Below are 22,357 nucleotides of genomic sequence, written 5' to 3' on the forward strand. Positions count from 1 at the left end.
ACATGAATCTGTCCGAAATAAAATTAGATGCCATTCAAGTGCGGGTCTTGGCTTCATTAATTGAAAAAGCCCGTACAACCCCACAGAATTACCCGCTCAGCCTGAACTCTTTGGTTGCGGCATGTAACCAAAAAACAAGCCGTAACCCCGTCATGCAGTTAGACGAACGCTCGGTGTATGCGGCCATCGAAGCGTTACAGCACAAACGCTTGGTACAATTAGACTCGGCTTCTGGAAGAGTCAATAAGTATCGGCAGAGTCTGAACCGCGTGATAGACCTTGATCCTCAGGAATTGTGCATCTTGGCCGTCCTTATGCTACGTGGGGAGCAAACCTTGGGTGAAATCAAGGGAAATGCCACGGCCATGTATCACTTTGAGTCGTTGGAACAAGCGGAAAAAGCCTTAAATCGCCTGATTGAATGTGAGGAACCACTGGTGGTTCAATTACCGAAAAGGCCAGGTCGAAAGGAGGCGCGGTTTTTACACCTGATGGCCGGAATGCCAGACCTATCGGAATACGAAAATGCAGACCATCCTTCACCACCCGTAGGGTTAGACACCGGCCGGATGGATAAATTAGAGGCAGAAGTCTCGGAACTGCGCCAGGAACTAAACGCCTTGAAAGCTGCTTTAGGCGTATAACCGCTTTTTAATCTTTAACGCAATTATATGCCCACGCCCTATCTTGCCCCCGATGTATATGGTCATTTTGGCCCCTTTGGTGGCGCTTTTGTTCCGGAAATATTGTATCCGGTATTGGCCGACTTGAAGGTTGCTTATGCAGCGGCACAGAATGATCCTGCATTTCTGGATATGTATCATTCTTTGTTGCGCGAATATGTTGGACGTCCTACGGCACTCACCTATGCTCCTCGTTTAACGGAAAAGATGGGTGGGCCACGCATCTATTTAAAACGTGAAGACCTTTGTCATACGGGCGCGCATAAAATTAACAATGCGATAGGTCAAATCTTGCTTGCCCGAAGAATGGGCAAAACCCGCATTATTGCCGAAACAGGTGCTGGGCAGCATGGTGTTGCTACCGCTACCGTTTGTGCACGGTTTGGGATGACGTGTGTGGTGTATATGGGCGCGGAAGACATCGAACGACAAAATCTTAATGTTCAACGAATGCGTTTGCTTGGGGCAGAGGTGCGTCCGGCTACTTCCGGCAGCCAAACCCTAAAAGATGCCACGAATGAAGCGATCCGAGACTGGGTGAGCAATCCGCATGATACCTTTTATATCATTGGCTCCGTTGTGGGACCGCATCCATATCCCATGATGGTGCGGGATTTTCATCGCGTAATTGGCGAGGAAACCCGAAAACAACTTTTGGCACTGGAAGGGCGCGAAACACCGGATGCCTTGGTGGCCTGTGTGGGTGGTGGATCCAACGCAATGGGGCTTTTTTTTCCGTTTATCAATGATGAAAAAGTACGCATTTTTGGCGCGGAAGCGGCTGGTGAAGGGTTGGAAGGCCGTACCGCTGCCACATTAACGTTAGGAGAGCCAGGGGTGCTACATGGCGCCATGAGTTTATTGCTCCAAGATGATCAAGGACAGGTAGAACTGGCGCACTCCATTTCTGCCGGGTTGGATTACCCGGGCGTCGGGCCAGAACACGCTTATCTGAAAGACTTAGGAAGGGTCCAATATCACCCCATTACCGATTCCGAGGCCATTGCAGGGGTACGACTACTCGCCGAAACCGAGGGCATCATTCCGGCACTCGAAACCGCACACGCCATCGCTTTGTTACCAAAAATCACCGATACCATGCACCACAATGAAGTGTTGGTGCTGTGTTGTTCTGGTCGTGGAGACAAAGACATGGGCACGATTTCACAATATCTGTAAGCTACTTCATGATTTAGGCCAGATGCCCACACGTTGAATTGCATGAAAAATAGAATACCCAATTTTGCGTTGGTTGCATTCTTTAGGTGAAATGCTTATCATACATACATCCCCCTTACGCCCATCATAATATTGCACTTAGCCGCCACTTCAAGGTCTATCTTTTGGCTTTGATTTAGGTGCTACATTGTATTTTGTCCATTTTGAACAATTGGAATTATGGCAAAAGTTGTTGTTTTGGGGGCCGGTATCGCAGGTCATACTGCCGCGGCATATTTGCGGCGAAAATTATCCAAAGAACATGAGGTCGTTGTAGTTTCTCCAAACAGAAATTATCAATGGGTACCCTCTAATATTTGGGTGGGAATTGGGCGGATGAAAGCCAAAGAAGTGTATTTCCCCTTAATTCCCTTATACAAAAAACACCAGATCGGGTATATTCAGGCGAAAGCAATTTCTTTTCATCCAGAGGGCAATGATAGCGAGTCCAAACCCTTTGTGATGATTGAATATTTATATGGCGAACAGGCAGGGAAAAAAGAAAAAGTAACCTATGACTTTTTGATTAATGCAACAGGTCCCAAATTGGCTTTTGACCAGACGGAAGGCTTGATTCCAGGCAAGAACAAAGCCTTCTCGGTTTGTACCTACGACCATGCTGAACATGCTTGGAACGGTCTCTACGAGTTGATTTGCCAGCTGAAAAAGGAGCGGCCAACCCGAAAAGCCAAAATCCTGATTGGTACAGGGCATCCCAAAGCGACTTGCCAGGGAGCTGCTTTTGAATATATCCTGAATGTTGAGCAGGAACTCAACCGACATGGAGTACGGGATAAGGTGGAAATTACTTGGATCTCCAATGAATATAAACTGGGTGATTTTGGGATGGATGGTATGCTGATGCGGGTGGGGAGGGAGGCCATTCCTTCGGAAGATCTCGTCGAAATGGTTTTTGAAGATAGGGGAATTAAATGGATATTGGGTGCGGGCGTTTACAAAGTGGAGGATGGAAAAGCCCATTATGAAACCTTGGACGGGGCGTATAAGACCGAGGAATATGATTTTGCGATGCTTATCCCTGCATTTTCAGGACATGGGTTCAAAGCCTATGACCACCAAGATCGGGACATTACCGAAAAACTTTTCCGGGGTTTTATGGTTGTAGATGCCGATTATTCGCCAAAGCCTTACGAGGAATGGACGGTACAAGACTGGCCTGAAACCTATCAAAACCCAAGTTATCATAATATTTTTGCACCGGGAATTGCGTTTGCGCCCCCTCATACCATCTCCAAGCCACGGAAAAGTACCAATGGCACAGAAATTTTCCCTTCGCCGCCTCGCACAGGGATGCCTTCTGGGATAACCGCAAAACTGGTCGCGGACAATATAATTGAGACCATCAAGGGTGGTGGGGGAAAAATGCACCATAAAGGTTCTATGGGCAACATGGGGGCGGCTTGCATTGCTTCTTCCGGCTATGGTATGATAAAAGGAAGGGGCATTAGCATTACCACTTTCCCGATTGTTCCAGATTACAAAAAGTATCCGGATTCAGGTGGCAGGGATTTAAAAAGGACCTTTGGTGCGCTTGGGTTAGCCGGGCATTGGGTAAAATTTGCCTTGCATTTCGCCTTTCTTTATAAAGCTAAACTTAAACCATTCTGGTGGCTAATACCAGAGTAACTCTATCCTTTTATGGCAAAAAAAATCACCCGTTTCCAAAAATTTGTGATGCATAACCCATTAATTCAATTTTTTATGTTTTTATACCTTAATGTAAAAATATTGAGTGTGGTGGCATTTGGTCATGGTGGTACCAGAGAAGAATCATGACGTGTTAATTTGCGGAAATATTCGCTTTTATTGAAGGGCCGCCTACACGAGATGGGTGGCCTTTCCTTTTTCGTTAATGGTACACCGGATGTTAATCAACACTGTTTAATACAAGATTGGGTATGTTTTCTCTAATAGTTGAATAGGCGAAAGGTACTTCCTAACATAGGTCGCACGTTCAATCTGGAAGATCTTGTTAAGAATACTGTAAAGTATGTGTGTAAGATCGTTTCCGCTTGTAGGGATCGGTTAATTTGTCCCCCAATACACCAAACCAGTTTGCTATGGAAGAAACCATCGTGATACGGGGCGCCCGCGAGCACAACCTGAAAAACATAGACTTAGACATTCCCAGAAATCGCTTGGTTGTGGTAACGGGTCTGAGCGGTTCTGGTAAATCGTCTCTGGCCTTTGATACCATCTATGCAGAAGGACAGCGTCGGTACATGGAGTCGTTGAGTGCGTATGCACGCCAGTTTTTGGGGATGATGGAGCGTCCGGATGTAGATTTTATAGATGGATTGTCGCCCGTTATTGCGATTGATCAAAAAACGGTAGGCCGCAATCCGCGTTCTACCGTAGGAACCGTTACCGAAATTTATGACTTTTTGCGCCTGCTTTTTGCCCGCAGCGCCGATGCGTATTCCTACCTATCGGGCCGCCCGATGCGGAAACAATCCGACGATGAAATCATAGAGGCGATATGTGGGTTGCCGGAGGGTACGCGGTTGTTCCTTTTAGCACCAGTGGTTCGTGGTCGGAAGGGGCATTACCGCGAATTGTTTGAACAGGTGGCCAGACAAGGGTATGAGCGGGTGCGGGTAGATGGGGAAATTCGGGAGTTAGAACCAGAAATGCGGGTGGATCGTTACAAAATCCACGACATTGAGGTGGTGATAGACCGGCTTGTAGCGATGCCCGAAATACGTCCGAGGGTGAGTCAAGGGGTGACGAAGGCTTTAGAAATGGGTCAGGATACCCTCATTGTTGCTTTGGTGGAAGGGCCGGATATGGTGATGAGTCGGAACCTGACGTGTCCGGAGGATAACCTAAGCTACGACGATCCATCCCCCCATCTCTTTTCGTTTAATACGCCTTATGGCGCCTGCCCTACCTGCAATGGTTTAGGCAATAAATTGGAATTGGAACCTACCCTGCTAATCCCAGACCGCACGAAGAGTATTGCCGAAGGTGGTCTAGCCCCTCTGGGGAAGCCACGCGAAATGTTTGCTTTTTCGCAGTTGGAAGCGGTAGCTAAAAAATATGCATTCACGTTTCAAACCCCCATCGAAAAACTTACATCGAGGCAATATGAAGTACTCATGGAAGGTGCTGGGGAAGAAGTGTTTGATATTTTGTATAAACACAAAGACCGTGCAGTAACATATCAGCATCGCTGGGCTGGGCTTTTACAATATGTGTGGAATTTCTACGAGAATACTTCCTCGAACGAAATCCGGAAGTGGGCCGAGTCTTTTCTCCGTCTCCAGTCTTGCCCCGACTGTAAAGGTGGACGCCTAAAGCCGGAGAGCCTGTCGTATAAAGTGGGGCCTTACAGCATTGCACAGCTCGTTCAGATGGATTTGTACCAGCTTCGGGGCGCGCTGGGGGGGCTTACTTTTACGGGAAATAAAGCTGCAATTGCCCAACCGATATTGAAAGAAATTAATGATCGGTTAGATTTCCTGCTGAATGTTGGCTTGCACTACCTTAGCTTAGACCGGGCTGCCAGAAGTTTATCTGGGGGCGAAAGCCAACGCATCCGGCTTGCCACCCAAATCGGAACACAACTTGTTGGGGTTTTGTATGTATTAGACGAGCCAAGCATCGGACTTCATCCCCGTGATAATGTCCGGTTGATTCAGTCCTTAGAAAACCTACGGGACTTAGGCAATTCTGTTTTGGTGGTGGAACATGACCGCGAGATGATTGAGGCCGCCGATTTTGTGGTGGATTTGGGGCCTGCTGCTGGAGAACATGGGGGCGAAGTGATGGCTGCTGGTAGCCCGAAACAATACGCGGAAGCATCTTCTGGTATTCAGAGCCTAACAGCGGCGTATTTGTCGGATCGCCGTTACATCCCCATACGTCGGGAACGGCGTACCGGAAACGGGAAATACCTCGAACTCGTTGGGGCACGCGGCAATAATCTGAAAGGAGATACTCTTCGGATTCCATTGGGGATGTTTGTGTGTGTAACAGGCGTTTCCGGTTCAGGTAAATCAAGCCTTGTCAATCATACCCTATATCCTCTGTTGGTCAATCATTTCCATCACGGGCAACGGAGTCCTTTGCCTTATGACGCCTTACTGGGCTTGGCGCATTTAGACAAGGTGATAGACATGGATCAATCACCCATTGGCCGTACACCTCGTTCAAATCCTGCTACCTATACGGGTCTTTTTACACACATCCGCGATCTTTTTGCAAATGCACCAGAATCTAAGATTCGCGGGTATAAACCGGGGCGCTTTTCGTTTAATGTGAAAGGAGGGCGTTGCGAAACATGTACGGGGGCGGGGATCAAAAAATTAGAAATGAACTTTTTGCCTGACGTATATGTGGAGTGCGAAACGTGTAAGGGGAAGCGATATAATCAAGAAACGTTGGAGGTTAAGTATAAAGGAAAAACCATCGCAGATGTATTGGATATGACTGTAGAGGAGGCGTTAACCTATTTTGAAGCGGTTCCGAATATTCGTAAAAAGGTACAAACACTTGCTGCGGTAGGATTGGGATACATTCGTTTGGGACAACAAGCCACCACTCTATCTGGTGGAGAAGCCCAACGGATAAAACTAGCAACCGAATTGTCGCGTCCGGCAACAGGGAAAACCTTGTATATTTTGGATGAGCCTACAACCGGGCTTCACTTCGAAGACATTCGTCACTTATTACATGTTTTACACGCCCTTGTTGAAAAAGGCAATTCCGTTTTGGTTATCGAGCACAATATGGATGTGGTTAAAACAGCCGATTGGGTGATTGATCTTGGGCCTGATGGTGGAGCAGGAGGAGGGCAGATTTTGTGTACTGGCACGCCCGATGATGTATCGAGGCATGAGACATCTGTGACGGGCAAGTTTTTAAAGGCCGAGTTGGACCGGGCACATTATGAAGACGAGGCATTTACCTTAGACCTTGAAGACCTTCGGGTGGAATCGGAGGAGACTTTGGAAAGCGAAGACCGCGAGGATGAACTGGAAAGGGTGTGACCGTTTACGGGTTGCAAATACAGCACATGGAAGTGGTGACACTGTGCGTGCCTTCTGTGGGACATTGGCCTCAACATAGGATCAAGCCAATAGGCTGAAATACGCATCATGAAATATGCTTCCTCTGTTTGGCGAATTCCTCAAAGAAGACCAATGCATCAGGATTTCGCATGGCGCCCTTATTGGCCGCTTTGTCAGTGGGTAGGCCCATGAGTATTTTTTTTACCGGTGCTTCCATTTTTTTTCCGCTGATGGTATAAGGCACTTCTGGAATCAAGAGGATGGCATCCGGAACATGACGCGGAGAATACATGCTGCGTATGGTCTGAATAATGGCTGTTTGGAGCGCCTCATTGAGTTCTGCACCTGTTCTAAGCTGAACAAAAAGGGGCATAAAGTGTGTACCATCCTTCTGTTCAAGGTTAACAATCAGACTGTCCTGAATGTCCGCAATTTGGTATAGCGCCCGATAAATCTCTGCTGTTCCGATACGCACCCCATTCCGGTTCAGCGTGGCGTCCGATCGGCCCCAAATCAGCAGGGTATTTCGGTCGGTGAGGGTAAGCCAATCACCGTGTCGCCAGACCTTACCTCCATAATGGGTAAAATAGCTATCCAAATAGTTCGTTTTATGGGGGTCGTTCCAAAAATAGATGGGCATAGAAGGCATTGGTTCGCTAAGCACCATTTCACCCACTTCGTTTATTACGGCGTTTCCCCATTCATCGAAGGCATAAACGGCTGCTCCCAATGATCGCCGTTGGATTTCTCCTTCATAGACAGGCTCGGTGGGTACGCCTCCCACAAATGCGGTGCATACATCCGTTCCGCCACTCATTGAACAGAACCATACGCGATCCTTTACATGTTCGTAAATCCACTGAAAGCCTTCTGGAGGCAAGGGAGCGCCCGTAGAACTGATCGAACGCAATTTGGATACATTGAACTGTTTTTTGGGCGTGATGCCAGCCTTGCGACACGCCAAGATGTAAGGGGCACTGGTTCCAAAGTGTGTAATGTCAGCTTCTTCTGCCAGTTGCCATAGGGCATTCAGGTTGGGATAATTTGGACTACCATCGTATAGGACTACGGTTGCGCCGACCAATAAAGATGCCTGAACAAAATTCCACATCATCCAGCCCGTTGTCGAAAACCAGAAGAACCTTTCTCCTCTATGAACGTCATTGTGAAAACTGAGGTACTTAAGGTGTTCCAGCAAAACACCACCTTGTGAATGGGTAATGGCCTTCGGTGTACCCGTGGTCCCCGATGAGTATAAGACCCAGATTGGATGGGCAAAAGGGACGGCTTCGAACCTAAGTTTTGGCCTATCTGGTTCCATAAGAATGGAATGCCAAGTAGTTGTTTTTACTGAAAAAACCGTCTTGTGTGGAAGGCTCTCCGCTTCCACAATGATCATTGTCGTAATGGTAGGTATTCCCGTCAGTATGGCTTGGATTTCGGCTGTTCGCTCATATGTTTTACCATTATAGGTGTAGCCATTCGCGGCAATAAAGGCTTTTGGCGTAATTTGTTGGAACCGCTCGGTTACACTGTCAAGGCCAAAATCGGGGGAGCAACTCGACCAAACGGCCCCCAGCGCACAAGTGGCCAGAAACCCAATGGTGGCTTCCGGAATATTGGGCAAATAAGCAACTACACGGTCTCCGATTCCCACGCCTTCTGCTTTTAGGTAGGCCGCCATTTTTGCAACCTTTTCCCGAAGCGATGCCCATGAAATGGCTTCGATTGGTTTGGATTCCGATTTAAAAAGAATAGCCGGATACAAAGACGTCTCGTTCCGAAAAATATGTTCCGCATAGTTTAAGGTAGCGCCTTCAAACCAGCGAACTGCAGGCATGGCATCCCCAGAACGGATGGTTTTGTAGGGCGTATGGGCCATGATTTCAAAATAAGCCCAAATAGAAGCCCAAAAATCATCTATGTTCGACACCGACCATGCCCAGAGTGCATCATACGAAGCAAATGTTTGCCCAGTACGTTCCGCCAGCCATTGTAGATACGTTGAGAGATTGGCTTGTTCAAGGTCTTCTTTTGTGGGTTGCCAAAGTATTGTAGGAGTGTTCATCGGGCAGAGACGGTTTTTTTAAAAGATTAAAAAAAGTACGGGATATTTAAGATGCCAGAATATTTTTACCGAATTTTGGTAGATGCGGGAATGGGCAGACACAAGATAAGATAATTGCCTTCTTTATTTGATAGGGTAAAAAGGACACAACCTATCGGAACAAAAACCTTCTATGGGGCATTTTAGCACCATTCTTAACCCAAACAAATTTAATTCAAATGAAAAAAAATACCCGTATCGCATTGTTTTTTGTGGTGAGCGCTTTTTTTGCCCTACCGACTCAAGCGCAAAACTTCCCTAAGTTAGATGGTAGTCCGGCAGATATAGCCTACTTGCGAGAAGACCGTAATGCCCCACCTATTGCGAAAATTATTTATTCGCGTCCTCAGAAAAAGGGTCGGGAGATTTTTGGAAAGTTAGAGGCTTTTGGAAAGGTCTGGCGGGTTGGTGCAAACGAAGCCACTGAAATCCGCTTTTACAAAGACGTAACCATTGGCGGAAAAGCCGTGAAGGCGGGCACTTATTCGGTCTATGCCATCCCTTTCGAGGATAAATGGACCATGGTGCTAAATACTGATACCGATGTATGGGGAGCTTATAGCTACAAGCAAGAAAAAGATGTAGTTCGGTTTGATGTCCCCGTCGCGAAATTAGAAAAAGAACAGGAATCACTCGCCATCATTTTTACCGAACCGATCAATGGGGCCAGTAAAATGATCATTGGCTGGGATATGACGAAGGTAGAAATTCCGATTCAGTTCTAACTTTTGCATCAAGCGTTGAGCCTTTTGTCTGAGAGCCTCGGTTCGTTGCAAACGAGCCTTTTCAAACGACAAAAGGCTTTTTTATGCACCTACCGGAAAAATATTTGTGCAGGGTGGTGGGCTTAATAACACTTCCGTTTCTACACATAAAAGCCAAAAGAAAGCAAAAAATCAATTGCGCATTTTGCGCATTTTGTCTTTCTGGTAGCGCCTACAACGGATAGAGATACGCATGAAACCAATGAATATAGAAACACCCAAACTCACATTTTTTACCCTGCACCGTGGGTTTCGCGGACATGCCCAAGACGGCGATGCTCTACAGGCGCGGTTTGTCTTTTCTGGATTTACTGGACTAGAACGCATTTTACGCCATATGGGACTGGTCTTGGAGGAAATACCCCCTTCGTTTCTGCGCCCTGTTCCAAATAAATCCTATACTTTTGACGAAATGAAGGCATTTAAAAGTGAAATCGCTGCTTTTCCTGGATATGCCCAGCCGGGCCATGTGGTACTCAGTGGGCAACCCGCCTTTATTTGGGTCTTTGCCGGATACCTTGAAATTTCGGTCTCTGGTAGTGCCGATGGTAACTTATATGAGGTTTCAGATGAGGACTATAAACGGTGTGCGTTGATTGAAGAGGGCTGGACTCAGTCTGGTTTGTGAGTTTATTTGATCATAAATAGTAATATTGAATAGGGAAAACAAAAATATTTACGTTGTTGGTTTGACTTCAAGATGGTTTCGCTTTTTTCAGATCGGGGGGATGACGTACTTTCCTGATTACATTCCGACCACAAAACCAATCCTAATTATGCACTTTGCCCCTTCCGAGACGCCCGAAATCGTGTATTGCCGGGACGAACGATTCCGTATGATGATTCCGAACGAAGCGCTTCAGGCACGTATCACAGAAATAGGGTCCGCTATCAACGAAGAGTATGACGGCAAAAACCCTATTTTTATCGGGTTATTAAATGGTTCCTTTATTTTTATGGCCGACTTGATCCGGAACGTGACGATAGATTGCGAGATGGATTTTATTAAATTATCCTCCTATGGAGCGGAAAAAATTTCCAGCGGACAGGTGACGGAGAAGAAAGGGTTAGATGCCAAGATCGCTGGCCGACATGTGATCGTGGTGGAAGACATTGTGGATACAGGGCTTTCGATGCGGTATATCCTTGAACAAATGGCGCACCACCACCCTGCCTCTGTAAAAGTCGTAACGCTGTTACACAAACCAGATGCCACCCGCGAAAAGGTTCAGTTGGATTGGGTGGGCTTCCCCATCGAAAATAAATTTGTTTTGGGATACGGCTTAGATTACGGCCAATTAGGGCGAAACCTTGCCGCTATTTATGTGTTAGACGAGGCCAATTAAGGGTTTGAAACGAACAAAAGCCGGAAAATACGCCGGCTTTTGTCTTTATGTTTTTTTTGCCGCAGATCGTTTCATGTCTTCGTGGTGCGTTTACCACTACGCGCTTTTGCCGAAAAGTGCATTATAGTCCTAAAATGCTTTTTCCTTGCTCAAAAACAATATCTACAGGAATTTTTGCTTCGGCCAAGCGATTCAGGTCGGCTTTTAACATTTCACCCACGCGGCCTTTTTCATTCCACAACGCCACAACAGCGTCATATTGTCCGTCGCCCTGAAGCCGGAGAATAAGATCGGATAGGCTGTCCACTGCGGCACGCAACTTTTCAAAATCTACGCGATAGGTTCCGGTCACTGCATCACGGGTAAAAACCCCGCGTTCTTGAAAGTAATTGAAGCGAACTAAATTGGCTTTGCCATGCGCACTTCCTGTTCCAAACCGGATGCTTCGGAAAATACTGGCACAGAAGGTAACATAATAGTCTTTTAAATCTACGTTTTTGAGTTCGCCGGTTTCCACCATTTTTTGGATCATATACAATCCCAAAATATCGGCCTTGCCTTCTTCCAGCCAAGAAGCTTGTTCCTTCAGTGCGCCGCGAACGGTTCCTTTTCCGTTGAGGGTGTTTTTAATTCCCAAACCATGCGCCACTTCGTGGAACATCGTGGTGGCAAAAAAAGCATCGAATGTTACGTGTTTGCGTTGGTCAGGCGCAACGAGAAGATCCGAAATCGGCAACATCATTTTGTCGAATTTGGCTTTCATGGCGTTTTTAAGCTGTAAACGGCGGGTTCCTTTTTTGAGTTGGACTTCTTCGTCGTTCGGCAAGTTTATGGCAATGGTTTTGGAGCCAGAATTGGCGTCGCCCGTCACAAAGACCACATCATAGGCGTTCAAGTCCGAATCTGTTCCGGGCATTTCAGCTTTATAGGCATCGGGAACGGGTAAGCCGCGTTGTAGCATGGGTAAGAGGGCGGCATAGCGCGAGAGGCGTTCGCTCCAAGCCAGGTCTTTTAACAAAACATAGGCTTCTGCTCCAGCTTTATACCCAAATAACCCATCTTCATACGTCTCGATAGGGCCAATAACCACATCAATAGGACTGGTTTTCATGTCCATCCAAGCAAAATCGCTGGCTTGGTACTGGTTAGTGAGCAATGCCTCGGCGCGGAGTTCGAGGTATTTTCGGAGGCCCATATCTTCGGCCAAGGCCGCTGCTGCTCGGAGTTTGGCTGCTGCCCGCTCCATTTGGGGCTTAAAATACGTATTGAATGGGAGGGCCGTCAGTTTGCCGTTGGCATCCCTCCGAACCATTGTATAAGGGTCTTTAAGTGCGGGATTTGTGGCCGCTGCGGCCTCAAATTCTGCCTTACTCATGTCTTTTGGGTAATAATTTGCACCATCAGGCTTAGGTCCCACACCAGGAATAAACGGAGTATTGGCATGGAGAAAATCCCACGGGCCATAATTTACTCGGATATACGCCTGTACGGCTGGATCGGTGTATTGGGATAAATTGCGTGGGTCACCATAGGTCTGCTCCCAAAAAATGTCGTCCATCACCTGTGCCGCCTCGATAAGCAGGCCCACCACTTGTTTGTTTTTCGTAGAAAGCCCTTCTACCAAATCGCTTGTTAAACGATAAGGTACATACATTGGGGTGGTGGTGGATTGACCATTCTCGACTTTGAGAACCGTTCCTGCTGCGGTTCCGGAGCGGGTTAACGGTTTTTGCTTTTGTGAACAAGCGCTTAGCCCCAGCACCAAAACGAAGACAAACGCCATTCTGAAGGATTGTGTATTCATGTTTTTAGGGTTTGAAAAGAACCAATAGCCAAATGTACAATTTAAATCTGAATATACAATGAATCCCAGAGGGCGGCATGTGGAAAAGTGAAGCGCACACACACACTATTGTATTCACCTAATCTTAATATTGTGGAAAGGCTTTGGAAAGAATTAAAAGCGCGGTGGCTAAGGCCAACAGACATGCACAAACCGAACGCCTGTTCTTTGCCGTTTGGTCAGCACTTGCCGCTGTTAGGTTTGAACTGACCATCAATTCATTTCGTTGTGCACATACAAAAAAATACCCGGTTTCGGAGGAAGAAGCCGGGCTTTTTTGATGCAGACGGGTGGTGGGGTGGGGGCGCTTTCGGGTCGGCGGTAGCATCAAAAAAATCGTGTTCAGTTTTGGATTTGCTTAACCAACGCATCTCTTCCGTTGTTGCGGATTTGGCTGGCTGCAAGTTCTGCTTCGGCCTTCTTTGCAAATCGGCCAATATTGACCCGATATAAGGTATTGCCATTTACTTGGGTGGCGTGAACCCATCCGCCAGAAATTTGGTTGGCTTGCATCCGGGCCCGTTGGGCATCGCCGGTAGCAGCAATTTGTACCGTATAACGTTCTGGTTGGGTTTGTTCGATGGTGGGGTATTGGGGAGCCACACGGTTTTGGGTTGGACGCGGGGCCTCTTCGGTATAGGCAATAAATTGTCCGGTCTCTTCTTCGAGTAACTCTAATTTTACGCGGCCAACGCCTTGTTTAACCATGTCTATATCTTGGGCGGCTTGCATGGCCAAATCAATAATGCGTCCGTCATTTGTGAAAGGGCCACGGTCGTTCACCCGTACAATAACACTTTTATTGTTGGATAGATTCGTTACCCGAACTTTCGAGCCGAAGGCAATGGTGCGGTGGGCGGCGGTGTATTGGTACATGTCAAAAACCTCCCCATTTGCGGTTCTGCGTCCCTGATATTTCCCACCATACCAAGAGGCTAAGCCATAGCTGACGGCGGTCACCTTCCAACGGCGGCCTTCATAAGGGCTGCCAGAGGGCGCAACTCCGGTAGAAGGTGGGGTGTAAAGCCGCTCTGAGGGCGAAGAAGACGCATATGCCAAAATAGGGCTGGTGTTGTTTGCCGGGCCTTCATTTCGGCGTGATGCCACCCGTGCGACTTCGTTCTCGGTTGGGGTGTAAGTGGGCGCTGGGGTATAAGCCGTGTTTCGGATAGGAGCTGAAGGCGAAGCAGAACCACGTCCGGGAGCCGCTGATACATGAACCACTGGGCGAACATAGTCTGAAACAGCCGCTTCCCGATAGGTTGGCGAAACAGGTTGGACCGATGATTCCGTCCGTTGAGGGGATGGGGCACGATTGGGCAATTCTGACGCAACTTCCCGGCTTTCTAAAATGGCTACCTGACGACCGTTCACCTCCTCGATCCGAACAGTCCACGAACGACGCCCGTCTTGAGGTAACGGAATGTAAAGCGGCTGGTCTTGTCCGGTTACCGATTTGTTGCCAGCATCAGCAGAATACGATGCTGTGTCGTTTTTCCAACGACCCGATTGGCCCATTGCCGGAAGGGCGAGGGCTAATACAACTAAAAAACCAAAAAAAGTTTTGGCATATGTTTCCGAATTATAAGTGGTTACACTGAACGGAAAAATTTTTTTTCTCATAACACCCCCTACTGGCATAGGATTTGTGGTTTAAAAGTTTGCTCAGAACGCCCTCGCTTGTGGGTTGGACGAAAAAACCACTTACAGGTACTCTTGGGGGGACTTCGCGTCCCCCTGAGAGAGGGGTGATCAAAGAATCGGGAAACGTTTGGGAGACCTGGTTATTGGTGGTGGGTCTCTGTTTCTGTATCGCTTTGATACAAGACAATGAAGAGCGTTTAATGACTAAGATAAAAAAATCCCAAAATGATACGTGATGGGGTCTGAGTAGCGGGTATGCTTGAATGCAATTCTATGTAGTTATACCAGTATTTGCGAGCTATTTGGGCAATAAAATCATCTCTTTATTGGTTAAGCCTCAAAAATAAAAAATCGAATGTTTTCTTGTCTCATACGGAGACATCAGGCTGTACCACCATCAATTGTATAAGCTTGGTGAGTGTGGTTGCGATTTTATGTGGACAGAAACGCAGAAGAGTTTTATTCGTAAACAAGCTATGCCATTTTCGGCTTTTCTCTGCCAGTGCAGGTTCAGGCAGTAGTGTATTGACAAGTATGAGGAGTGTCTCGTGTATTTTTAATAACCGTTTTTGGCTGGTTTTACATAGGCATCATTGTATCCCAATTGTCTTAATTCAAGGACAACTGCTTGTGCTTCCGATTTACTACGGAAACGCCCAAAATTAAGCCTTGTAAGATCATCGGTGCCAGTTCGTTCTTGCCACAGATCTGGCCCCAAGGCAATTTGCTGATCCTTAATGGAACGTTGACTCCGGACAGCCGAAATTTGAATTGTCCAGTTTCCATCTGGTATGGTATAATGATTGCGTTTCAATTTTAAAGGAATGCCTCCATTTGGAATAATACCCGTCGGACTCATCGAAGACATTCCCAGCGGCAAATCCTCGCCTCCTAAAGTATTAACCTGTCCTGCATTTCCCCCGTAAGCATTTAATCCTGATTTTTTTTCTGTGGGCGTACTATTGTATAAAGACCTGTTTTCATTTGGATTGGCGGAGTTGGGAGCCAATCGGGTGGCTCCACCACCAGATGGATAGGTGTAATCCGGGAATTGGGTGGGTGTCGGATTTTGCCAAACTGGTGTAGTATTTAACGCAGGTGCTGAAGTTTTTTCCGTACGGCTCGTGAAAGCGGCGTTGGTAGGTGCTTGATAGGAAGTCCGCCCAGCATCGCCAAAGCCTGTTGAATAGGGTGAAAGGGGGTCATAAGCGAGTGTTGGTCCATTGCTGTTGGAAGCAGAAGGTTCTACAGGGACTACCTCTACGCGCGCAATTCCAGACTGAAGGAGGCCAATCTGGGCGGCGGCACTCCCCGAAAGACCGATGACTTTATTGTCCGTAGCACTGGGGCGGTCGTTGATCCGAACGACCACAGATTGTTGATTGGTGAGGTTGGTGACCATTACATACTGACCGAAAGGGTAAGATTTATGAGAGCCTGTGAAGTCTCGGTGGTTATACGGTTCTCCACTGGCCGTAAGGTTCCCTTGGTCTTTTTCGCCGTAGTGGCTGGCAACCCCTGTCTGTGTTCGAAATCCTTCTGTAATCCGGTAAGACTCAGGGCTGTGCTGGCTTTTTGGGGGTGGCAAACTCCGTACAACGCCGCAGGCATTCCAAACGAAGGCCAATAAGACCAAAACCACCAAAAGGGCGATTTGGAGGAGTCTGTTTTGTTGTGTGTAGGCGGAATGGGGCGGGGGCTTCATCGTGTTGGGACTGGTCATAAAAAAAACCGAATGTATCCATGGATTGCCCTTCCCAATTATCGTACCAATCTCTTCCCCGAAATACAACTTGCCCGAAAAAAAGTTTAGAGGTGCAAAAAATAAGGTTATGATTATCTTCTTAACGGTGTCAAGAAAATAAAGTCACCTTCTTTACGGTATTAACCAATTAATTAAACCATAATAAAATGAAAAAGATTGTTTATTCGATGTTGTTGTGCATTTTTTTATATGGTTATGCACAAGCCCAAGCAGATCGAGAGACCGTTTTTACATGGAATAAGGACGGCTATGCCAATTCCAGTGTGCGGATTCAGGTGTATGAAGCAGATGTTAAAGCCACACGGGGCAAAACCCATGTGGTGGTGGTTCAGGAAATTGCTGAAAATAACGGAGTTTCTGGCTTAGAGGATGCTCGCTATCTTGCTACCGCCATTGCAGAAAAATACAACTTATCGGTTGAAGCAGCGCTTTTTGTACATGTCATTGGTGCATTCACCTTTGAAGGCGGGAAAGGTAAAAAAGGATTTATGTTTGGAACGGGGTACAAGCGGCAGGAAAATGGCAGGCTGACTACCCCTGCTTGGCGATTGGTCTCGGTCGAGGATTTAGTGGAATATACCGATCGGCAGTATCGTCTGGCCTTGGCACGATAATTGCGTATGAGTAATAATGATAATCTCCTGAGTTTTAAAGACCTCGTGGTTCTTGTTAAGAGCCAGAGGTTTTTTTATGTGTTTCAGGGTTGTAGGAAAAGGTTTAATTTGCTTGCCCAAAATTTTGGGGTGTTTGTCGAAAAGAAAGTCCATTTTATCGAATGAAACTGAAAAGTACTTCATATAATGGGTAAACTGGAACACCACCAGAAAATGTCCTCCATACCTTCATATATATTATTGATAGCCATGAAAAAACAATTTACGCCCCCCAAAAAAAAGTCTAACAGCCCTCGGGTGAGCAGCGGGTGGTTGGGCTGGCTCTTTGTCTTGTTCTTCTTGTCTGGCGGTACTGCAACTTTTGCCCAATCCTCGCTTTCGATAGCGAAACGGGCCAATGTGAGTAGTGTGCCTTCTGGACAAACGTTTTATTATACCGTTCAATATGCTTGCTCCAGTCCTACGACGCCTTGTAATGATGTTGTGGTACGGGATTCACTTGCTGCGGGCTTGACCTATTTAGGAAATGTTGGTTCGGTGCATACTACCTCCTCTTCTTACAACAGCACCAGCCGAATCGTTACATTTAACTTTGGTACTTTGGCATCGGGTTCTACGGGTGAGTTACAGATAACGGTGAAGTTTCCCGAAGGAACCACGCCAAACGGTACAGTGGTCAAGAACCGGGCAGCCATTTTTGCCACGAATGCCGCGACGGTAACCAGTAACACCGTTTCTGTGACGGCCACGGCAGTCTCGAAATGGGAAGTGGACAAACAAATTACCACTTCTTCCTTTATAGATTTTGATGTTTCGTACAAAGTTGCTCTTTGCAGTCCGAATGCTGGAAACCTAGGCGGATTAAACCTTCAAAACGCCCGCTTAGTAGATACCTTGCCGCTGAATGCCGTTTTTGTTTCTGCGAGTAATAGCGGGGTGTATGACGCCATAAATAGGACGGTCACTTGGAATTTGGGCAGTATTGGCGTGACCAATGGTGGATGTACGAGTCGTACTGTAACGGTACAATACCCCAGTACTGTTTTCTCTAATGGTCAAACGGTGGTGAACCGTGTAGAAGGCTTTGGAACCCCATACGGTCTTTCGGATCAATCCTTGGGGACAGATCAAGTGAGCCATGTTCTATCCGGATTTGTCCCATCTACAGGCAGTACACTGAATAAATATGTGGACTTTGGTGAAAAGGTGGTGGGTCAGGTTGCCTCTTATACGTTTAACCTTAAAAATAGCAGCAATGTAGCGGTCAATGACTTTGTGTTGGAAGATGCGATTCCAGTGGCCCTTGATGTTACCGAAATTACTTCTGGTGGCTATCCATCTGCTGCGCCAGTCAATATTTGGTATAAAACCAACCTCAATAGCAGCTATGCCTTAGTTCCGGGAAGCCCCTTTAGTAGCAATAGCACCGTTTTGGTTTCTGCCATGGGGCTGGGGAGTTCTGAAGTAATTACCCATCTGAAATGGGATTGGGGAACAGTAGCTGTTGGGTTTGCTCCTTCGTCCACGGCGCTTCGTCCTGGTCTTAAAGCGACCTTGCTTGCGACCGACCGGAACGGAAATGCGGTAAATACGGGAAGCATCGTACAAAATTGTGGTTCCTTGGGTTTTGTGTATAATGGTAATGTCACCAACCGAAACGCCTGCGTAAATGTGGAAGTCATAGACCCTATGGCTCGTCCTTATCCTTACAAAGAGGAAACGACAACTGGCCCTTACCTTCCGGGTAGTACCGTTGGATACCGTTTGCGGGTACGGAACTATGGATTGGCCACCCACAAATTAGACAAGCCCGTCCTGATGGATTTATTACCGGAAAGCCAAGTTTTTGTGGATGGCTCTTGGACATATGATGCCGGAAACGCTGGAATGGCCGCTCCAGTATTTGAGAAACTGGAAAACTATGCCGGAAGTGGCAGGACGTTGCTACGTTGGAGTTGGACCGATGCCGTTCCCGTGGATGCAGCAGCATATATTTCGTTTAATGCACAAGTGAAACCCGGAACGATTTATGGGGCATTGCCTAATAAAGTACAGCTCACTTCTAATGTGGGAAATGTACGTTGTCCGGCAACCAAAGAAACCGATACGCTTGACCTGGATGGTGATGGAAGCAAAAGTGATCAAATTTGCAATTATACCCATACCATCCAGATCCAAGGGGTCCCCGCGCTTTCTGCGAATAAATTGGTGAAAGGCGAATATGATGATGATTTTCATAAGTATCCCGAAGTTGGGGTTTCTACGCCTGGCGGCACGGCCGATTATTTGTTGCAGGTGAAAAACGAGGGCAATGTTCCAATGAACGAAGCCGTGCTCATAGATGTACTTCCGGCCATTGGTGACCAATTAGTGACCACAAAAGATGAACGCAAGAGCGAATGGCGGCCCAATTTGATTGGTGCGGTAGCGGCTCCAAAAGGGGTGACGGTTTATTATAGTACCGTTGCAAACCCTTGTACCGAAGAATTGGGGACTTCTAAGCCGGACTGCGAAAAGCCTGAGTGGCGTACTGAACTTCCTGAAGATATTACGAGTGTGCGGGCCTTGAAATTCGACTTTGCCAAGGTGGAAATTGGTCTGAACGAAACGCTAACCCTGTCTTGGCCGATGCGTGTTCCTGCTGGTGCACCCACCGAAGGCGAAGTGGCTTGGAACTCCTTTGCTTATACGGCAACCCGTGCCGATAATGGTTCCCGCCTCCTTGCCGCCGAGCCAACGAAAGTGGGTATTGCCTTGAAGCCCATCAAAGGCATTGCAATCGGTAGTTTCTTTTGGTTGGACGAAGACCGCGACGGTGTACAAGGTGAAAAAGAAAGTGGGCTAAACGGGGTCAAAGTAACGCTTATACATCCGGGTGGTGACGAAAAACCGGGAACCGAAGACGATAAAGAGGTAGCCTTTAGTTATACGGGCGACGACCAAAAAGGCCGTCCGGGATATTACCTCTTTCCAAATGTAGAAGAAGGAATTTATGCCCTCCGCTTCGACCTCCCAAAGGGCTTTCGCTTCACCAAGATGGATGCGGAAAACGATGAGATAGACTCCGACATCAATCCGGAATCTGGGTACACCGAAGTCTTCAAGGCATCTGGTGCTTCGGTACTGAATATGAATGGTGGTGCTTGGAAAGCCAAAGCAGACCTTGCGTTGAAAAAAGGGGTGGATAATCCGATTGCACAAAGTGGCCAAAACGTGACCTATTATATCGTGGTAGTAAATGACGGCCCAGATGATGCGACCAATGTGACCGTTCACGACCCGCTTCACAGTTCGCTTACGTACATTGCTAGCGGTACTTCGCAAGGCGCCTACAACCCAAGTACGGGTGAGTGGAATATCGGAACCCTGCCCGTTGGTGGACAAGCCGAGCTAAAGATTGAGGTACAACTTGGCAAAGAATGTCTGGTTTATAACATTGCACAGGTTACTGGTAGCGATGCTCTCGACCCAGATTCTACTCCCAATAACTATGTTGGTATATTTGATGAAGATGATGTAGATGTGGCAGTTGTGAATGGTTGTTCGTTCTCTTCGGGCGGTAATAATGGCGGCTTGGAGTCGAATGGCAATCTTGCCAGTGCAATTGCCACCCGAAACTTCAACCGTGCCCACTTACCGGGTGTCGAAACAGAATATGGCCCGTTTAACCGTCATACCGAAAAACAGCTAAACAAACGGGATGCCCTGGGGGTTATTTTGGACGTGATTCCGCAGGAAGGACCCTTGAAAAGCAGTTCCATTGTCACTACACCGAAAGATCTGCAAGGGATTACTAATGCCACCAGCTTCTTTGCAGTGGACTATATGTACACCGACCAACGCCGCGTAGGGGCCATCTTGGCCAATACCACCCCAGACGGTTACACATACGAGCACACAAAAGCCATTTGTGATCGCCTGAACGGGGCAACGCTCGAAGAAATGACCACCGTAAACATCATGGGACAACCTTTCCAAATGGTCACGTTGCGTCATCCAGACGGAGCTGTGGACTATGCTTCTTGGTTTGTGGTGTATCAGACAGTAGATGGTTTTCAGGTAGAAAATCAGTTCCGCCGTGCCGGATATAAGCCCATACAAACCGGAAATGAAATCCTGAACTTCCAGGTTTGGTCGGTGGTACCCCAATTTACCAAAGGACTTGTAGAGGAAATTTTGGTGGCATTACAAAAACGTGGTAGTCTAAACTGGACGGGTAACCTTCCACAAATGCCAAAAGTATATGTTCGGAAAGCACAATATGCTTCTGGAAAAATGAATCTGGAAGTGGTGAACTTGGCTGGTGCCAGTAGTATGACCTTTAATGGCACGCAAGCCCGTACCGAAAGTGGTGATCGTGTGCCCTTCTCTCAATTGGTTTCGCTGACCAATACCGAGCCGGGAAGTGTGGAGTGGTTGGAAGTTCCGGTTAACGCCTTGTATGACATTGGTTTCTCCATTAGCAACGAAGTAGATACTGCCACCGATGAGTTGTATCTGGCAGATGGACCGTGGGGGGCGAGTGCCGATCCTGCGGGCGCACAAGTTGCCCGGTTCTTGGTTAAGTCGGTAGATGCGGCCAATACCAGTGCGGACGTTTATACGGTAGATCGCGCCGTTGAAATTAGCGGTCAGGTTAAAACGTGGGTGGCTGTTTTTCGGAGTTTACAACCCAACCAACGTCCGACCAATTTGGGCGCTTTCAATACCTTGCGGTTCAAGGCGAAGGGCGCAGCCAACCTAAAAGTGGTTTTGGAAAAAGCAGGCATCAAAACGTGGGACCAATACGCAACGCGCGTCAGTCTTTCGGAAAACGAAGCGGTCTATGAATTGCCCTTCCCATCCTTCCGCGTTGCAGATGGAACAGGAAGGTTCCGTGCCGATGATGTAACCCAGTTGGTATTCTATGTGGAAGGCAATGGCCAGGCCAGTCAAGCCTTTGACCTAAGCATCTCGGATGTACAATTTGTCTCCGGAACAAGTGTTGCAGCAGAGAATGAGGCCCAGCCAACAACGTTTGCCTTGGATCAGAACTACCCGAATCCGTTCAATCCGAGTACAAACATCCGTTTCACCCTGCCTGAGTCAGGTAAGGTTGCGCTTAAGGTATATGACATGCTGGGACGTCAGGTGGCGACCTTGGTAAACAACGAGCTTCGTACAGCGGGCGTCCATACCATTACCTTCGATGCAGCCAATTTACCGAGTGGAACCTATGTGTACCGCCTCGAAGTGGCCGGACAAGCGGCCATTACCCGCAAAATGATCTTCGTAAAGTAACAGACGACCTCTTCCGCCTATAATAAAGGCCGCTTCCGAGCATGGGGGCGGCCTTGTTTG

At 47.4% G+C, this 22,357-nt stretch carries 15 protein-coding genes; 10 read left to right on the forward strand and 5 right to left on the reverse strand.

Going from position 1 to position 22,357, the window contains the following annotated elements:
- Positions 1-2: 2 nt before the first annotated feature.
- The 5 genes from JNN12_01095 (at position 3) to uvrA (ending at position 6,913) form a co-directional block, all read left to right on the forward strand.
- Positions 3-644 (forward strand): YceH family protein, encoded by a 642-nt coding sequence (locus tag JNN12_01095; protein ID MBL7976905.1) that lies wholly within the window; start codon positions 3-5, stop codon positions 642-644.
- Between the two features lie 27 nt (positions 645-671).
- A complete protein-coding gene (gene trpB / locus JNN12_01100; GenBank protein ID MBL7976906.1) occupies positions 672-1,862 on the forward strand; it encodes a tryptophan synthase subunit beta in 1,191 nt (396 codons plus the stop codon).
- 219 nt (positions 1,863-2,081) lie between these two features.
- On the forward strand, positions 2,082-3,548 hold the full coding sequence (locus tag JNN12_01105) for an NAD(P)/FAD-dependent oxidoreductase (GenBank protein ID MBL7976907.1): 1,467 nt from the start codon (positions 2,082-2,084) through the stop codon (positions 3,546-3,548).
- Between the two features lie 12 nt (positions 3,549-3,560).
- Entirely contained in the window at positions 3,561-3,698 is a 138-nt protein-coding gene (locus tag JNN12_01110; GenBank protein ID MBL7976908.1) for a hypothetical protein, read from the forward strand.
- 284 nt (positions 3,699-3,982) lie between these two features.
- A complete protein-coding gene (gene uvrA / locus JNN12_01115) occupies positions 3,983-6,913 on the forward strand; it encodes an excinuclease ABC subunit UvrA (protein MBL7976909.1) in 2,931 nt (976 codons plus the stop codon).
- A gap of 106 nt (positions 6,914-7,019) precedes the next feature.
- On the opposite strand, the gene JNN12_01120 is transcribed toward uvrA, so the two are convergent.
- Complete coding sequence (locus tag JNN12_01120; GenBank protein ID MBL7976910.1) at positions 7,020-9,002, reverse strand: acetoacetate--CoA ligase; 1,983 nt, start codon at positions 9,000-9,002, stop codon at positions 7,020-7,022.
- Between the two features lie 218 nt (positions 9,003-9,220).
- Here JNN12_01120 and JNN12_01125 point away from each other — a divergent pair, with 218 nt between their 5' ends.
- The 3 genes from JNN12_01125 (at position 9,221) to hpt (ending at position 11,151) form a co-directional block, all read left to right on the forward strand.
- Positions 9,221-9,766: a DUF2911 domain-containing protein gene (locus JNN12_01125; GenBank protein ID MBL7976911.1), complete on the forward strand. Its 546-nt coding sequence runs from the start codon at positions 9,221-9,223 to the stop codon at positions 9,764-9,766.
- A gap of 241 nt (positions 9,767-10,007) precedes the next feature.
- Complete coding sequence (locus JNN12_01130) at positions 10,008-10,433, forward strand: hypothetical protein (GenBank protein MBL7976912.1); 426 nt, start codon at positions 10,008-10,010, stop codon at positions 10,431-10,433.
- 148 nt (positions 10,434-10,581) lie between these two features.
- Positions 10,582-11,151 carry a hypoxanthine phosphoribosyltransferase gene (gene hpt, locus JNN12_01135; GenBank protein MBL7976913.1) on the forward strand — a complete coding sequence of 190 codons (570 nt, stop codon included), beginning with the start codon at positions 10,582-10,584 and terminating at the stop codon, positions 11,149-11,151.
- Positions 11,152-11,272: 121 nt separating this feature from the next.
- Here the strand turns inward: hpt and JNN12_01140 are convergent, their stop codons facing one another.
- The 4 genes from JNN12_01140 to JNN12_01155 all read right to left on the reverse strand — a co-directional run bounded on the left by JNN12_01140 (position 11,273) and on the right by JNN12_01155 (position 16,361).
- On the reverse strand, positions 11,273-12,934 hold the full coding sequence (locus JNN12_01140) for a Zn-dependent hydrolase (GenBank protein ID MBL7976914.1): 1,662 nt from the start codon (positions 12,932-12,934) through the stop codon (positions 11,273-11,275).
- Between the two features lie 145 nt (positions 12,935-13,079).
- Positions 13,080-13,322: a hypothetical protein gene (locus JNN12_01145; GenBank protein ID MBL7976915.1), complete on the reverse strand. Its 243-nt coding sequence runs from the start codon at positions 13,320-13,322 to the stop codon at positions 13,080-13,082.
- 14 nt (positions 13,323-13,336) lie between these two features.
- Positions 13,337-14,617: a septal ring lytic transglycosylase RlpA family protein gene (locus JNN12_01150; protein MBL7976916.1), complete on the reverse strand. Its 1,281-nt coding sequence runs from the start codon at positions 14,615-14,617 to the stop codon at positions 13,337-13,339.
- A gap of 577 nt (positions 14,618-15,194) precedes the next feature.
- Complete coding sequence (locus JNN12_01155) at positions 15,195-16,361, reverse strand: septal ring lytic transglycosylase RlpA family protein (GenBank protein ID MBL7976917.1); 1,167 nt, start codon at positions 16,359-16,361, stop codon at positions 15,195-15,197.
- 188 nt (positions 16,362-16,549) lie between these two features.
- On the opposite strand from JNN12_01155, the gene JNN12_01160 reads away from it, so the two are divergent.
- Positions 16,550-17,017 carry a hypothetical protein gene (locus tag JNN12_01160; GenBank protein MBL7976918.1) on the forward strand — a complete coding sequence of 156 codons (468 nt, stop codon included), beginning with the start codon at positions 16,550-16,552 and terminating at the stop codon, positions 17,015-17,017.
- Positions 17,018-17,266: 249 nt separating this feature from the next.
- Positions 17,267-22,297: a DUF11 domain-containing protein gene (locus tag JNN12_01165; GenBank protein MBL7976919.1), complete on the forward strand. Its 5,031-nt coding sequence runs from the start codon at positions 17,267-17,269 to the stop codon at positions 22,295-22,297.
- The last annotated feature ends 60 nt before the right edge of the window (positions 22,298-22,357 follow it).

The sequence above is a fragment of the Bacteroidetes Order II. bacterium genome (assembly GCA_016788705.1).
Classification (GTDB): domain Bacteria; phylum Bacteroidota; class Rhodothermia; order Rhodothermales; family UBA2364; genus UBA2364.

Coding starts and splice junctions, on each gene's coding strand:
- JNN12_01110 (MBL7976908.1), top strand. CDS start 3,561: ATGGCAAAAAAAATCACCCGTTTCCAAAAATTTGTGATGCATAACCCA.
- uvrA (MBL7976909.1), top strand. CDS start 3,983: ATGGAAGAAACCATCGTGATACGGGGCGCCCGCGAGCACAACCTGAAA.
- JNN12_01095 (MBL7976905.1), top strand. CDS start 3: ATGAATCTGTCCGAAATAAAATTAGATGCCATTCAAGTGCGGGTCTTG.
- JNN12_01150 (MBL7976916.1), bottom strand. CDS start 14,617: ATGAGAAAAAAAATTTTTCCGTTCAGTGTAACCACTTATAATTCGGAA.
- JNN12_01120 (MBL7976910.1), bottom strand. CDS start 9,002: ATGAACACTCCTACAATACTTTGGCAACCCACAAAAGAAGACCTTGAA.
- JNN12_01125 (MBL7976911.1), top strand. CDS start 9,221: ATGAAAAAAAATACCCGTATCGCATTGTTTTTTGTGGTGAGCGCTTTT.
- JNN12_01105 (MBL7976907.1), top strand. CDS start 2,082: ATGGCAAAAGTTGTTGTTTTGGGGGCCGGTATCGCAGGTCATACTGCC.
- JNN12_01160 (MBL7976918.1), top strand. CDS start 16,550: ATGAAAAAGATTGTTTATTCGATGTTGTTGTGCATTTTTTTATATGGT.
- JNN12_01165 (MBL7976919.1), top strand. CDS start 17,267: ATGAAAAAACAATTTACGCCCCCCAAAAAAAAGTCTAACAGCCCTCGG.
- hpt (MBL7976913.1), top strand. CDS start 10,582: ATGCACTTTGCCCCTTCCGAGACGCCCGAAATCGTGTATTGCCGGGAC.
- JNN12_01140 (MBL7976914.1), bottom strand. CDS start 12,934: ATGGCGTTTGTCTTCGTTTTGGTGCTGGGGCTAAGCGCTTGTTCACAA.
- JNN12_01145 (MBL7976915.1), bottom strand. CDS start 13,322: ATGCTACCGCCGACCCGAAAGCGCCCCCACCCCACCACCCGTCTGCAT.
- JNN12_01130 (MBL7976912.1), top strand. CDS start 10,008: ATGAATATAGAAACACCCAAACTCACATTTTTTACCCTGCACCGTGGG.
- JNN12_01155 (MBL7976917.1), bottom strand. CDS start 16,361: ATGACCAGTCCCAACACGATGAAGCCCCCGCCCCATTCCGCCTACACA.
- trpB (MBL7976906.1), top strand. CDS start 672: ATGCCCACGCCCTATCTTGCCCCCGATGTATATGGTCATTTTGGCCCC.